This is a genomic window from Prauserella halophila, assembly GCF_024171895.1.
GTDB classification, from domain to species: Bacteria; Actinomycetota; Actinomycetes; order Mycobacteriales; family Pseudonocardiaceae; genus Prauserella; species Prauserella halophila.
On the sequence record NZ_JAMTCQ010000011.1, the window covers coordinates 357,329 to 371,034 of the forward strand.

The following is a 13,706-nucleotide window of genomic DNA, read 5'->3' on the forward strand; positions in this document are numbered from 1 at the left end:
TCGGGTTCGGGTTCGGGGTTCGGACTCTCGTCGGTCACCCGTCGTAACTCACACGCACCCGGTCGCCGACGGGCCGCGCCTGGCACGAGAGGACGAGCCCGTCGGCGAGGTCGGCATCGTCGAGCACCTCGTTGGACTCCATCTCGACCTCCCCTTCGGTCACGACGCAGGCGCACGCGCTGCAGGCGCCCTCGCGGCACGAGTAGGGCGCCGCCACGCCCGCGGCGAGCAGCACGTCGAGCAGCGTGCGTGAGCGTTCCCAGCCGAGGGCGTGGGTGGTGCCGTCGAGCTCCACCTCCAACGCGACGGCGCCGGACTCCTCGTCGGCGCCCGACGGTACGTCCGGCGCGGCGAACGGGTCTCCGGTGAGCGAGACGAACTCTTCCTTGTGCCAGCGTTCGGCGGGCATCCCCAGGGTGGTCACGGCCTTCTCGACGGCACCCATGAACGGGCCGGGCCCGCAGACGAACGTCTCCCGGTCGAGGTACGGCGCCAGTCTGGGCGCGAGCATGTCCGCGCCCGGGGTCCCGTGCAGCGACTCCAGCCAGTGCAGCACCACCAACCGGTCCGGGTGGCGCCGTTCCAGTTCGGCGAGGCGGCGCGCGAAGATCACCGACCACTCGTCGCGGTTGGCGTAGACCAGCGTGATTCGGCCGGTGCCGATCTCCAGCGCCGCGAGCAGAATGGACATGACCGGGGTGATCCCGCTGCCTGCGGCGACGAGGAGCAGGTCGCGGTCCGGGTCCCGCGGGGTGAAGGTACCGGCCGGTGGCAATGCGTCGACGACGTCGCCGACGGCGAGGCGGTCGCACATCCAGGACGAGCCACGGCCGCCGGGGATCCTCTTGACCGTGACGGCGAGCCGATCCGGATCGCTGTGGGGCGAACTGCTCAGCGAATAGCAGCGGGCGAGGTGCGACCCGCTCTCCCCCGCCCCGCCGTCCGCGGCCGGAACCCGGAAGGTGAGGAACTGCCCGGGGCGGTAGCGGACGGCGGATCCGTCGGCGGCGGCCAGGACGATCGAGCAGGCGTCCTCGGTCTCGGCGACGACGTCGACGACCCGCAGTCGAATGCCGGTCATGACGCGTCCGGCCGGGTCAGGAAGGCGAGCACGACGCTCTCCCAGGCATCCTTCTGCTCGATCATCGCCCAGTGGCCGCAGTCCGGAAAGATGTGCAGTTCCACATCCGGGATGGTGCGCATCGGCAACAACGCCATGTCGACGGGACTGACCCGGTCGTCACGTCCCCACGTGATGAGCGTCTTGGCCTTGATCTTGTGGAGCATGGCCCAGTAGGGCGCGGCGTCCGAGTCGGCCATCGCCGCCGCCGTGGCTTCGAAGGCCTCCCGCCCGTACATGCCGCGCGCGCCGGCCAGCGTGGCCGGCTCCGTGGCCTGCTGCCAGCGCTGCTCGATCATCTCCTCGGTGATGATGCTGCGGTCGTAGACCATCGAGTGCAGCCAGTCGACGAGCCGTTCGCGGGTCGGATCGTCGGTGAAGTCCATCAACAGGTTGATGCCTTCGCCGGGCCCGGGGGAAAGCAGGTTGCGGCCCACACCACCGACGGTGACCAGGCGCCGCACCCGGTCCGGTCGCTCCGTCGCGAGGATGGCGCCTGCGATACCGCCCATCGAGTTGCCGACGACGTCGACCCGGTCGAGACCGAGTCCGTCCAACAGCCGGGTCGCGGCCTCGACCGAGGCAGGCAGTAGCGGCCGGTCCGTGGGGTGGCTGACGCCGAAACCGGGGAGTTCGAGGACGAGGCACCGGAAGTGGCGCGAGAACGTCTCCAGGTTGCCGGAGAAGTTCCGCCACCCGGTGACGCCCGGACCGGAGCCGTGCAGCAGCACCAGTGGCGGTCCTTCCCCGATCTCGTGGTAGCGCAGTACCCCCTGCTCGGTGGGCAACTCGCGCAGGTGCGACGTGGCATCGAGCGTCGTAGCAGTCGGGTCCATGGATCGGCACGTTAGGTGCCGGCCCGGTGCCACCGCCGGATCGATCCCGCTGCCCGGGAGGAGCGACGGCTGCCGCGCACCGGCGGCCGTACGGTCCACGCGACCGACCCCGCGACGGGAGGAGCACGACGAATGTCCGAAGCGGCCGTGTCCGCGCACACGCCACCGGTGGTCCTCACGCCCGACCCGCAAACGATGCGCCACACGATGGGCATCTTCGCCACCGGAGTCACCATCGTGACCGGAGCCGACGACGCCGGGCCGACGGGCTTCGCCTGCCAGTCGTTCGCCTCGGTGTCGCTCGCCCCGCCCCTGGTGCTGTTCTGCGCGGACCACCGTGGCCGCGCCTGGCCCCGGATCCGGGAGGCGGGGCACTTCTGCGTCAACGTCCTCGGCGACGACCAGGCCGACCTCTGCCGGCGGTTCGGTTCCGCGGCCGGAACCAAGTTCGACGGCCTGCCATGGACCGCATCGCCGTGGGGGACGCCACTGCTTCCCGACGTGCTCTGCCGGGTCCACGCCGCCGTGGAGGCGGTGCACGCCTCCGGGGATCACGACGTCGTGATCGGCCGGGTGTCGGGCCTGGAAACGCCCCGGCGCGCCTCCCCGCTGGTTTTCTACAAAGGACGGTTCGGGATCGAGGACGACAGCGCCCACGCCCTGCCTGATCTCTTCGGCTGGAACGACGTCTGGAGCTGACCTGCCGGCTGAGAGGCGGCACCGCACCGCTGCCGCCGGCTGCCTGAGGTGACACGCGACGAATCCCCCGGTTCCTCTCGAACCGGGGGATGTCGCCACGTGCCCGCTGTGGTCGTTACGCGCTCGGGCTCACTCGGGCGGAGCGAACGCCGCCAGCGGTTCGGACCCCGACCAGTCGTGTCCCCAGTAGGAGTCGGCGGTGATCTCCTCGGCCGTGTAGTGGCTCTCGTCGACGCGCATCCCGTCGGTGCCGTACTCGATGTCCCAGCCGCCCGGGGCACGGACGTAGAACGAGACCATCCGGTCGTTCGTGTGGCGGCCCAGCGTGGACGACAACGAGAAGCCGCGCTCGTCGACCCTGTCGAGCGCCCTGCCGACCGCGTCCAGCGTGTCGACCTCGACCATGAAGTGCACGACGCCCGGCACCTCGCCCCGCGGGGCACCGATCAGCGCGAGGCTGTGGTGCCGCTCGTTGACACCCATGAACCGCACGCGCGGCTGGTAGCCGCTCTCCGTCGGCGGGCCCGCCTTCATCGCGCCGCGGTTGAGGAAGCCGAGCACCTCGGTGTAGAAGGCGAGGCTCTCCTCCGGGGCCATGGTCGGCACGACGACGTGGCCCAGCCCCTGGTCGCCGGTGACGAACCGCTGCGCCAGCCCCGTCAGGACCGGGCTGTGGTCGAGTTCGGGCGCGAAGAAGATCTCGGTCGGGATGCCGCCGGGGTCGGTGAACGTGATGCCGTCCTCGACGCGGCGTTCCGCCTTCTCCTCCGCGGTCATCGGTTTGACCGCCACGGCGGCCGCCTCGAGGTCGCGGGTCACCGCGGCGAGTGCCAGGTGGTCCCGCACCTCCCAGCCGATGGCGAGTACCCGGTCGGGTGCGCCGGGCGAGACGACGAGCCGCGCGGCCCGTTCGTCCATCCGCAGGTGGAGACTGTCGGGGTCGGGGCCCGCGACCTCCTGGAAGCCGAGCGCGTCGACGGTCAGCTCGCGCCAGCGGGACAGATCCTGGCTCTGCATCCGGATGTAGCCGAGACCGCGGATATGACGTTCGTTGCGGGTCATCGAGGTTCCTTTCGTCGTCAGATCATCGAGCGCAGGGGCCCCGGCGGTGGCACGATGTCCAGCCGGCCGAGTGCCGAGGCGTGGAAAACGGCGCCCGGCACGTGGATCGCGTGCGCGAGTCCCATGTGGCCGTCCCGCCAGAAACGCTGCATCGGGTTGTCGTTGCGCAGGCCGTTGCCACCGGAACGGGCCACGACGTCGTCCATCGCCCGCACGGCCCGCCACGCGGCGGCCACCTGGGTCTCCCGGTTGCGCGCCCGGTCGGCGAATGCGAGCTCCCTACCTGCGGCCGCCTCGTCGTAGGACCACCGCATGCTGTCCAGCAGAGCGATCCGGGAGGCCCGCAGCTCGGCCGCGGCGGCGCCGACGGCGGACAGCACGTACGGGTCCTCGCGCGCCTTCGTGCCGGTGATCTGCAGCCGATCACGCTGATAGGCGAGGTGGTGGGCCAGCGCGCCTTCACAGATGCCGATCACGGCCGAGGTGATCCCGGCGGGGAACACCGTGGTGAACGGCATGTGGTAAAGCGGGTTGTCGATCCCCGCGTCCCTGGGCGCGGAGCCGTCGACGAGCCGGTCGTAGGCGAGCACTCGGTACTCGGGGACGAACACGTCCTCGACGACGATGTCCTTGCTGCCGGTGCCGCGGAGACCGACCACGTCCCACGAGTCGGCGACGATCTCGTAGTCCGACCGCGGCAGGATCACGTGCCGCATCCCGGCCGAGTGGTCCGGGTTGCCGTCGGAGCCGGCCACGGTGGCACCGAGGAAGATCCAGTTGCAGTGGTCGGTGCCCGAGGAGAACTGCCACCGGCCGGAGAAGAGGTAGCCGCCGTCGACGGGACGCAACATACCCATCGGCGCGTACGGGGAGGCGATCCAGACCTCGGGATCCTCGCCCCAGACCTCCTCCTGCACCCGGTTGTCGGCCATCGCCAGTTCCCAGGGATGGAGGCCGACGATGCCCGCCACCCATCCGGCGGAACCGTCTGCTGCCGCGACCGCCATCACCGACTCGGCGAAGTCGGCCGGATGTGCCTCCGCGCCGCCGTACTTCGCGGGCTGGAACATGCGCATGACACCGGTCTCCCGCAGCAGGTCGACCGCTCGCTCGTCCAGTTGTCCGCGCTGCTCGCTCGCCGCGCCGGTGGCCGCAATCCGATCGGCGCGCTCGTCAATGGCGGCAAGTACGTCATTGGCCATGATTCGCCTCCTCCTGATCGCAGCTCGCGACCGGGCTGCACCGTCGCAAAGGCGACGGGTCCGGCACCGACGTACTCCCGCCGAACGGGATCGCAGCCCGGCACTCCGCACGCCTCCCGTTGAGCGGCCGTGCCCGGTGGCGCGGCACAATGCGGGTAGGGAGTCAGTGAATGCGGAACATGCAGACCTCGGTGACACGATCGGAGTTCGCGGTGACCTCGGAGTCCACCTCCAGCCTGGAGTTCGTGACTCTGTCGCTACTCAACGACTTCGCCAGCACCTCGTTGAGCAGGGAACACTCGAGCTTCTTCGAACAGCTGACCGGCGTCGCCCTGCCGACCTCCGAGATACGGCTGCTCGAGTACCTCAGTGGACGCGATCCGGTGCCGGCGAGCACGATCGCGACCGCACTCGTCATCGACCCCTCCCGCACGAGCCGCCTGGTCCGCCGGCTCGAACGCGTCGGCTACATCGGGCGGGAACCGGACCCGGTCGACGGTAGGCGAACACTGCTCCACCTAACGGCCGAGGCCCAGACGGTTATGAACACCTCGCTCCTGCGCTTCACCGATCGCTACCTCCAGATGACCGCGAACTGGGCCGACACGGACGTCAGCGATCTGAACGAATGGCTGCAGCACGTGTATCGAGGCCTGACCGGCTGGCTTCCCGATCGGCCCACGTCACAGGCGGGACGGGTGTGGCGACGCCTGGTCGCGAACGGGTCCGACTACTCGGCCGCACAGCTGGAGCTGGGCGAAACCGCGATCCTGGTCTTCACGTGGATATCCCAGGCACGCTGGTTCGAATACCTCCTCGAGAGCCGGTCGGTGCCCCTGGGGCAACAGACGTTCCTCAGTCTGTGCGCGATCGAGCGGCGAGGGCCCCTTCCCGTTGCCAAACTCGGCGAGATCACCTGGGTCGACCACACCCAGGCGAGCAAGCGGATCAGTCGGCTCGACGAACTCGGCCTGGTCGAACGGGCCGTGGACTCCTTCGACCGGCGCAGCAGCCTGGTGCGCTGCTCCCGTCGGGGAACGGCGCTGGTGCGGCACCTCGCCGACGAACAGCTGGGCGACCTCGAGGCAGCCGTCGGCCCCGTGGAGCCGACGCGGCGCGCGCAGTGGACCGAGCTCATGCACCGCTACCTCACGACCTTGACCGAGCAGGGCCTCCTGCTGAACCCGTAGGCCTCTCGAACCCCTATCGATCTCGAATCTCCAGCACTCCGGTCTCGTGGGTTCCGGTCCCTTGGCACTCCGGTTCCCTGGCACTCCGGTTCCCTGGCACTCCGGTCCCTTGGCACTCCCGAGCCTCCAGTGCTCCGGAGCCTCCAGCGCTCCGGAAATCTCGGACTCCGAGTCTCTGAGGCGACGAGCCTCTGGGAGCGGTTCAGGAACGGTTCCTGTTGTTTGGATGCGGGGAGGTCTCCACGGTTTCGTCGTCCCACTTCCGAGTGTGTTTTCGGAGCGTGTTGTCGAGTTGATGTGGAGGTCGATGTGCGGGTCGAGTTCCCTGGGGGTGAGTCGGCCGGGGTGAGTCGGCCGGGGTCAGCCAGTCGCGGGTGGTCCGGCCGGGGTGTGAGCCGGTCCGGTCGATCGTTCGCTGGGCAGGCCGGCCGGGTGCTGGGTCGGTCCGTCGTCGGTTGCTCGTGCGGTTCTACGGCGTGACGAGGCGGCATGCCTGGACTGTGGTGACGGTGTGACTGTTGTGTTCCCCGTGGTGCAGGTGGTGGTTCAGACACGTCCCACCGGATTCTCGTCACACTGTTGTGTCATGGTTATATCGAACTTTAGTTCGATATCATCGACACGATGGATGGTGTGAGGGAGAAGGTCGAGCGGGTCGGTGTTGTCCGGGCTCGGCGGGCGCGGCTCGACGCCGAAGAACTCGAACTGTTGGCGGAGATCGCGGCGGATGTGAGTGACGATCGGGGTGTGGTGGAGGAGTTGACGCCGGTGTTGCGGGTGTCGACGCGCGAGGTGGAGCGGCGGATCGAGGACGGGCGGTCGGTGGTGCGGCGGATGCCGCAGCTGCACGCGGCGATGCAGTCCGGTGAGGTCGAGTCGTACGGGGCGCGGCGAGTATTGGCCGTGGTTGATCCGCTCGATGACGACACCGCCCGCCAGGTCGACGGTCTCCTGGCGGAGAGGCTGACGGATGCGCCGGAGACGGCGTGGCAGCCGGGCAACCTCGCACAACGCGTACGCAGACTCGTCGAGAAGACCGACCCCGACGGGCAGACCGAACGGGCCCGGCGGGCGCGGGCGGAACGCAAGGTCGAACTCACGCCCGGCGAACACGCGATGTCGTCGCTGGAGGTGAGTCTGCCGTCCGAGACGGCGGGTGCCTGTTATTCGCGGGTCGATGCGATGGCCCGGTCGCTGCGGCACGGTGGTGACCGCCGCACCCTGGACCAGCTACGCGCCGACGTAGCCGCCGACCTGCTACTGGGACGTGACCCCGGTGTCTCCCCGCCGGAAGCGGCAGCCATGGTCTACCTCCACATACCCGTCGACGCGGCCCTGTCACTGTCCAACAACGGGTGCGAACTGGACGGGTACGGGCCGATCCCCGCGCCGATCGCGCGGGAGATCATGACGAACGAGCGGAGTATCTGGCGTGCGGTGTTGTGCGACCCGGGCACGGGTGAGCCGGTGGATCTGGGGCGCAGGAGGCGGCGGCCGAGTGCGGTGATCCGCGAGTTGGTACGGGTACGCGACCGGGAATGCGTCATGCCCTGGTGCCACCGGCCCGCCCGGCACTGCGACCACGACCACGAACACCCCTGGACCACCAGCAGCAGTGACAGTGACAGTGACGGTGGTGGGTCGACGTCAGTCGCCAACGGCGGACCCCGCTGCCGACGACACCACCGACTCAAAGACCACCCCGACTGGAACACCCGCTACAACCCCGTCCACGGCATCACCCACGTGACGACACCACACGGAGCGACCTACACCGCACACCGCCACCCCGTCCTCACCCCGACGGGACAAGCCCCGGCACGCGACGCCCCGGCACGACAAGACTCGAGACGTCAGGACCCGGGACGCACAGCCCCGACACGACAGGACCCGGGACGACAGGACCCGGGACGACAGGCGCCGACACGCCGCACCGCCGCACACCGCCACCCCGCCGAGTAGAACCGGAGCGAGAAGCCACCGACCCGGAACGCCAGGACGACGACAACCCACCGTTTCAGGAGCTGTTCAGGAACGAGGGGGCGCTGTGGGTATGAGGAGAGGTCTCCGGTAGAGGGATCAACGACCAAGAAGATCAACTACCGGAGACCTCGATGGGCCGTGTATCGGCCGGGGCGCGTCAGGACCTCACGGACCGGCAGTGGCGAGCATGTCAACGCGTCCTCCCGCCTCGACCGCAGGCAGGACGGCATCCGAAGTGGACACGGCGTCAGGCCTACTCGTCCGCAGCCAACCGGCGTTACCTGCGGCGACGCAGAACCCCGGCCACCATCACGATCCCGAAAGACCGGATCGCCCACCGCCGTGCCCGCACTCCTGAACCGCCGGCCACCCTCGACTCGGCGCCTCTTGCGCCTACGCCACTCCGTTGACCGGCAGTGTGTCCGGCAACGCGATCGGCAGCGTGCCCAGCCGCTCCGAACCACAGATTTTCGTGCATTCGGTCCACTACCTTCGCCCGAGTGACGAGACCGGTCGTCGACACCCCCGCGAGCCACATTTCCCCTGTTCAACACCGGAATCAGCTATCGAACACCGGGACGTCGACGGCGACGCGCCCGTGATCGGCCGACCTCACGGATGATCTCGAAAGAAGATAAGTGCCAATCATCCACTTGATTTCGATCGTGACGGTCAGCACACTCCGGGGTAGTCCAACTCGAGGAGTGCCATGACCATCCCCACCGACATCGCCGCAGCCGACGTCCCCACCGACCGCCGCATCCCGCTCGGCGTCGTGGGTCGGGTGACCCGCGTCCTGGACGCCTTCAGCGAGGCCCCCGGCCGACTCATGCTCGAGGACATCATGCTGCTCACCGGGCTCCCCCGCTCGACGGCCTTCCGCATCCTCGGCCAGCTCGTCGACGAGGGCTGGCTCGAACACGACACTCGCGGTTACTGCCTCGGCCCGCAGGCGCCCACACTGGTCGGCCAGCCCGGCCGGCACGAGGAGGTGCGGGTCGCCGCCTCCGCCCACCTCAACGAATTGCATGCGATCACGGGTGCCGTGGCCCATCTGTCCGTCCTGGAGGGAGACCGGGTCCACTACCTGGACAAGATCGGCGGCCCCGCCGCCCGGTCCGTACCGTCGAGGGTCGGAGCCCGGCTGCTCGCCTCCGACACCGTCAGCGGGTGTGCCCTGCTCGCGACCTGCTCGCCGGAGTACGTCGACCAGGCACTCGGCGGGCGACTCGACGCCGACCGCATCACGGCACTCCATCGCGAGCTGGCGACCGCACGGCAGCGTCACGGCGTCGTGCACTTTCCGCCGCATCCGACCACGAACATCGAGTCGATCGCCGCGCCGGTGCCGGGACCGTCGGGGGCGGCAGCGGCGATTTCGCTGGCAGGGTTGCAGGACCTGTCGCCGGAACGCACCAGCCCCCTGTTGCTGGCTCAGGTACGGCGCATCACCGAAGCGCTCTTCCCGAACCAGCGCCGCGGGAACACGCCGCCGTGATCTGGTCCGGCGAACGCCGTCATTGACCTGGACAACACCGGAATGGTGAAGGCGCGCCTGCACCCGGACGGCACGCTCACATGCACCGAGTGGGACAACTCGGCACGGCGGGTGCCGCGGAGGCAATCGGGCCGATGAACACCCGGATGACGAGCACCCGATCGATGAAGATGGTGTCCGAGGGGGGACTTGAACCCCCACGCCCTTGCGGGCACTAGCACCTCAAGCTAGCGCGTCTGCCATTCCGCCACTCGGACCTGCTGCAGGAAAGGTTACCGGACGCCGCACGACGCACACACAGGGGGACGACCTCCCGCAGACACCGAATGGCACAGCAGCAGAGCGGCGCAACAGCCGAACAGCAGCACTCGGCGCGCAGCCGCCCGATCCGGACAACCACGCGCCGACACACGACACGGATCGGATCGGATCGGGAACCGTATTCGCCGAGCGAACCACCTCGCCACGGGAAACCCGTGGAACAAATGGTTCTTCCCGGAACACGTCCCCGGAACAGGGGGACGACAGAACAGGGGGACGACAGAAAAACGGGCCGAACCCGCAGGTCCGACCCGTTCTCGATCTCCCGGAGAAGATCGGATTGTGTCCGAGGGGGGACTTGAACCCCCACGCCCGTTACGGGCACTAGCACCTCAAGCTAGCGCGTCTGCCATTCCGCCACTCGGACTTGCTGGCGAATAGAGTAGCGGACACGGCGGCCCTCGCACACAGGGGGTCCCGCCTTCCTGACCCCACATGTCTCACCTGCACCAACGGTCTCAGTGATAGGTCTCAGTGATAGGAAGGTCCCCGTGACCGACAACCTCATCGAGGCGGCCGCCGACGAGGCCGTGACTCTCACCAGCGAGCTCATCCGCATCGACACGACCAACACCGGCGACCCCGACACGGTCGTCGGCGAACGCGCGGCGGCCGAGTACGTCGCCGAGAAGCTCACCGAGGTCGGCTACGAGGTCAGCTACGTCGAATCGGGCGGGACGAACCGGCACAACGTCGTCGCGCGGCTGCCCGGCGCCGATCCGTCACGCGGCGCACTGCTCGTGCACGGCCACCTCGACGTCGTGCCCGCCGACCCCGCCGAGTGGTCCGTGCACCCGTTCTCCGGCGCGGTGCAGGACGGCTACGTCTGGGGCCGCGGCGCCGTCGACATGAAGGACATGGTGGGCATGACGCTCGCCCTGGCGCGCCACTACAAGCGCGAGGGCATCGTCCCGCCCCGCGACATGATCTTCGCGTTTCTGGCCGACGAGGAGGCGGGCGGCAAGTACGGCGCCCAGTGGCTCGTGTCGAACCGGCCCGAGCTGTTCGAGGGCGCCACCGAGGCGATCAGCGAGGTCGGCGGCTTCTCGATCACGCTCAAGGACGACGTGCGCGCCTACCTGGTCGAGACGGCCCAGCGCGGGATCCGCTGGATGACGCTGCGCGTGCGCGGCACGGCGGGCCACGGCTCGATGATCCACCGCGACAACGCCGTCACCAAACTGTCCGAGGCCGTCGCGAAGCTCGGCAACCACCGTTTCCCGCTCGTCGTGTCCGACTCGGTGCGCGAGTTCCTGGACGGCGTCACCGAGATCACCGGCTGGGAGTTCCCGGACGACGACCTCGAAGGCAGTGTCGCCAAGCTCGGCAACATCTCCCGCATGATCGGCGCGACGCTCCGCGACACCGCCAACCCGACGATGCTCACGGCCGGCTACAAGGCCAACGTCATCCCGTCCGTGGCCGAGGCGTCCGTCGACTGCCGCATCCTGCCCGGCAGGCTGGAGGCCTTCGACCGCGAACTCGACGACCTGCTCGGCCCCGACGTGGAACGCGAATGGATGGAACTGCCGCCGGTGGAGACGACGTTCGACGGCGCGATCGTCGACGCCATGAGCGCGGCCGTCACCGCCGAGGACCCCGGCTCGCGCACCCTGCCCTACATGCTCTCGGCAGGCACGGACGCGAAGGCGTTCCAGCGGCTCGGCATCCGCAACTTCGGGTTCGCTCCCCTGCAGCTGCCGGCCGACCTGGACTTCTCGGCCCTGTTCCACGGCGTCGACGAACGGGTTCCGGTGGACGCACTCAAGTTCGGCACCCGCGTGCTCGACCGGTTCTTCCGCAGCGCCTGACCGCGGCCGGCGCTGCACTCAGACCCGTGTGTCCTGCACTCGTGACCGAGCGCGTCGCCACGGCACCCTGTTCGCCACGGCACCCTGCTCGGCACGGCACCCTGTTCGCCACGCCACCCTGCTCGGCGCGCCACACGGTCGCCGGCGTCACTTGCGGTTGTAGCGCCGCATCGTCAGCGGGCCGAAGATCGCCAGGATGATCCCGGCCGAGACGAACATCCACAGCGTCGCCGAGCCGTCCCACTGCCCGCTCAGCGCGCCGCGCACGGCCGCGACCAGATGCGCGATCGGGTTGACGTCCACGAACCCCTGCAGCCACTCCGGCATCGTCCGCGGGTCGACGAACACGTTGCTGAGGAACGACAACGGGAACAGCACCATGGCGCTGACACCCATCACCGAACGTTCCGAGCGCAACACCAGGCCGAGCAACGTCCAGATCCACGAGAACGCGAACGAGAACACCAGCAGCAACCCGATGCCCACCAGCACGCCGAGCACGCCGCCGCCGGGCCGGTACCCGAGGACCAGCCCCAGCACGATGATCACCACCGAGGCCAGCGAATACCGGCAGACGTCGCCGATCACCGCGCCCACCAGCGCGGACGGCCGCCAGATCGGCAGCGTGCGGAACCGGTCGAACACGCCCTTCTGAATGTCGGCGTTCAACCCGACACCGGTGTACATCGTGATCATCGCGACGCTCATCACCAGCACGCCCGGCAGGAGGTACTGCAGGTACTCCTCGGGCGATCCCGCCAGCGCACCACCGAACAGGTAGGTGAACATGAGCGTCATGATCACCGGGAACGCCGTGACGTCGAACAGCTGCTCCGGCACGTGCTTGATCTTGAGCATCGCTCGCCATGCGAACGTCACCGACGCCGACCACGCGCTCGGATGCGTCGGCGGCTCGCCGCTGGCCAGCACCGCGCCCAGATTGTCCGCGACGGGCGTGTAGCCGTCGGCCTCGGCGCGTTCCGCGCTCGACGTGCTCGTCATGGCCGGGTCTCCTTCCGATCCGTCAGAGCCAGGAACACCTCGTCGAGGCTCGGCTGGCCGAGTGAGAAGTCGTCGACGGTGATGCCGTCCTGAGCCAGCCGCGCGAGCGCACGCGACGCGTGCTCGGCCGCCCCTCGCCCGGACTCGCCACCCGAGATCCGGGCCGTCAGCGCCACCGGGTCGGCGTCGAAGTGCACCTGGGTACCCAGTTCCGCGGCCAGCACGCGTTCGGCCTGGGCCCGCTCCTCGCCGCGGCGCAGCCGCACGTGGACCGACCCTGCACCCACGGACGACTTGAGCTCGCCGGGCGTGCCCTCCGCGATGACCGTGCCGTGGTCGATCACCGCGATCCGGCCCGCGAGATGATCGGCCTCGTCGAGGTACTGCGTGGTCAGCAGCACGGTGGTGCCCTGCTCGACGATGATCCGCACGATGTCCCACACCTGGTTACGGCTGCGCGGATCGAGCCCCGTCGTCGGTTCGTCGAGGAACAGCAGCCGGGGCGTGGAGATGATGCTCGCGGCGATGTCGATTCGCCTGCGCATGCCGCCGGAGTAGTTCTTCACCTGCCGGTCCGCCGCATCGGTCAGGCCGAACGCCTCGAGCAGTTCCCCCGATCGCCGCTTCGCCGTGGACTTGCCGTGCCCCAGCAACCTGCCCAGCAGCACCAGGTTCTCGGTGCCCGTCAGGTCCTCGTCGATCGACGCGTACTGGCCCGTCAGGCTCACCTGCCTGCGTACGAGCGCGGCGTCGCCGACGATGTCCCGCCCGAACACGGTGCCGTGCCCGGCATCCGGCCGCAGCAGGGTGGCCAGCATGCGCACGAACGTCGTCTTGCCTGCTCCGTTCGGCCCGAGAATCCCGTACACGGCCGCCTCCGGCACGCGCAGGTCGATACCGTCGACCGCGCGGGTTTTGCCGAAGACCTTGACGAGGCCGGACGTCTCGATGGCCGGAGCGGTCGATACTGTCACTGCTTCCC

The 13,706-nt window shown here is 69.1% G+C and carries 11 protein-coding genes and 2 tRNA genes; 5 read left to right on the forward strand and 8 right to left on the reverse strand.

Annotated elements, in window-relative coordinates; all coding sequences use genetic code 11:
- Positions 1–34: 34 nt before the first annotated feature.
- The gene (locus tag LY41_RS16505; protein WP_253864920.1) at positions 35–1,081 is read right to left on the reverse strand and encodes a ferredoxin--NADP reductase; all 1,047 of its coding nucleotides are present in this window, start codon (positions 1,079–1,081) and stop codon (positions 35–37) included.
- Positions 1,078–1,956 (reverse strand): alpha/beta fold hydrolase, encoded by an 879-nt coding sequence (locus LY41_RS16510; RefSeq protein ID WP_253864921.1) that lies wholly within the window; start codon positions 1,954–1,956, stop codon positions 1,078–1,080. Before LY41_RS16510 ends, LY41_RS16505 begins: the two co-directional genes overlap by 4 nt.
- Positions 1,957–2,088: 132 nt before the next feature.
- Between LY41_RS16510 and LY41_RS16515 the strand changes: the two genes are divergently transcribed.
- Positions 2,089–2,655, forward strand: a complete 567-nt coding sequence (locus LY41_RS16515; protein WP_253864922.1) for a flavin reductase family protein — start codon at positions 2,089–2,091, stop codon at positions 2,653–2,655.
- Between the two features lie 129 nt (positions 2,656–2,784).
- On the opposite strand, the gene LY41_RS16520 is transcribed toward LY41_RS16515, so the two are convergent.
- Both LY41_RS16520 and LY41_RS16525 read right to left on the reverse strand, forming a co-directional pair.
- Complete coding sequence (locus LY41_RS16520) at positions 2,785–3,717, reverse strand: VOC family protein (RefSeq protein WP_253864923.1); 933 nt, start codon at positions 3,715–3,717, stop codon at positions 2,785–2,787.
- 17 nt (positions 3,718–3,734) lie between these two features.
- Positions 3,735–4,919: an acyl-CoA dehydrogenase family protein gene (locus LY41_RS16525; RefSeq protein ID WP_253864924.1), complete on the reverse strand. Its 1,185-nt coding sequence runs from the start codon at positions 4,917–4,919 to the stop codon at positions 3,735–3,737.
- 170 nt (positions 4,920–5,089) lie between these two features.
- Between LY41_RS16525 and LY41_RS16530 the strand changes: the two genes are divergently transcribed.
- The 3 genes from LY41_RS16530 to LY41_RS16540 all read left to right on the forward strand — a co-directional run bounded on the left by LY41_RS16530 (position 5,090) and on the right by LY41_RS16540 (position 9,590).
- Entirely contained in the window at positions 5,090–6,109 is a 1,020-nt protein-coding gene (locus LY41_RS16530; protein ID WP_253864925.1) for a MarR family winged helix-turn-helix transcriptional regulator, read from the forward strand.
- 624 nt (positions 6,110–6,733) lie between these two features.
- Positions 6,734–8,071 (forward strand): DUF222 domain-containing protein, encoded by a 1,338-nt coding sequence (locus LY41_RS16535; RefSeq protein ID WP_253864926.1) that lies wholly within the window; start codon positions 6,734–6,736, stop codon positions 8,069–8,071.
- 730 nt (positions 8,072–8,801) lie between these two features.
- Complete coding sequence (locus LY41_RS16540) at positions 8,802–9,590, forward strand: IclR family transcriptional regulator (protein ID WP_253864927.1); 789 nt, start codon at positions 8,802–8,804, stop codon at positions 9,588–9,590.
- Between the two features lie 171 nt (positions 9,591–9,761).
- Here LY41_RS16540 and LY41_RS16545 read toward each other — a convergent pair.
- Positions 9,762–9,847: transfer RNA gene (locus tag LY41_RS16545), tRNA-Leu, on the reverse strand.
- 347 nt (positions 9,848–10,194) lie between these two features.
- Positions 10,195–10,278 (reverse strand) — tRNA-Leu (locus LY41_RS16550).
- A gap of 124 nt (positions 10,279–10,402) precedes the next feature.
- On the opposite strand from LY41_RS16550, the gene LY41_RS16555 reads away from it, so the two are divergent.
- Positions 10,403–11,722: a M20/M25/M40 family metallo-hydrolase gene (locus LY41_RS16555; RefSeq protein ID WP_253864928.1), complete on the forward strand. Its 1,320-nt coding sequence runs from the start codon at positions 10,403–10,405 to the stop codon at positions 11,720–11,722.
- A gap of 147 nt (positions 11,723–11,869) precedes the next feature.
- Here LY41_RS16555 and LY41_RS16560 read toward each other — a convergent pair whose 3' ends face one another.
- Together LY41_RS16560 and LY41_RS16565 are read right to left on the reverse strand one after the other, a co-directional pair.
- Positions 11,870–12,724: an ABC transporter permease gene (locus LY41_RS16560; protein WP_253864929.1), complete on the reverse strand. Its 855-nt coding sequence runs from the start codon at positions 12,722–12,724 to the stop codon at positions 11,870–11,872.
- On the reverse strand, positions 12,721–13,698 hold the full coding sequence (locus LY41_RS16565) for an ATP-binding cassette domain-containing protein (RefSeq protein ID WP_253864930.1): 978 nt from the start codon (positions 13,696–13,698) through the stop codon (positions 12,721–12,723). Before LY41_RS16565 ends, LY41_RS16560 begins: the two co-directional genes overlap by 4 nt.
- Between the last annotated feature and the right edge of the window lie 8 nt (positions 13,699–13,706).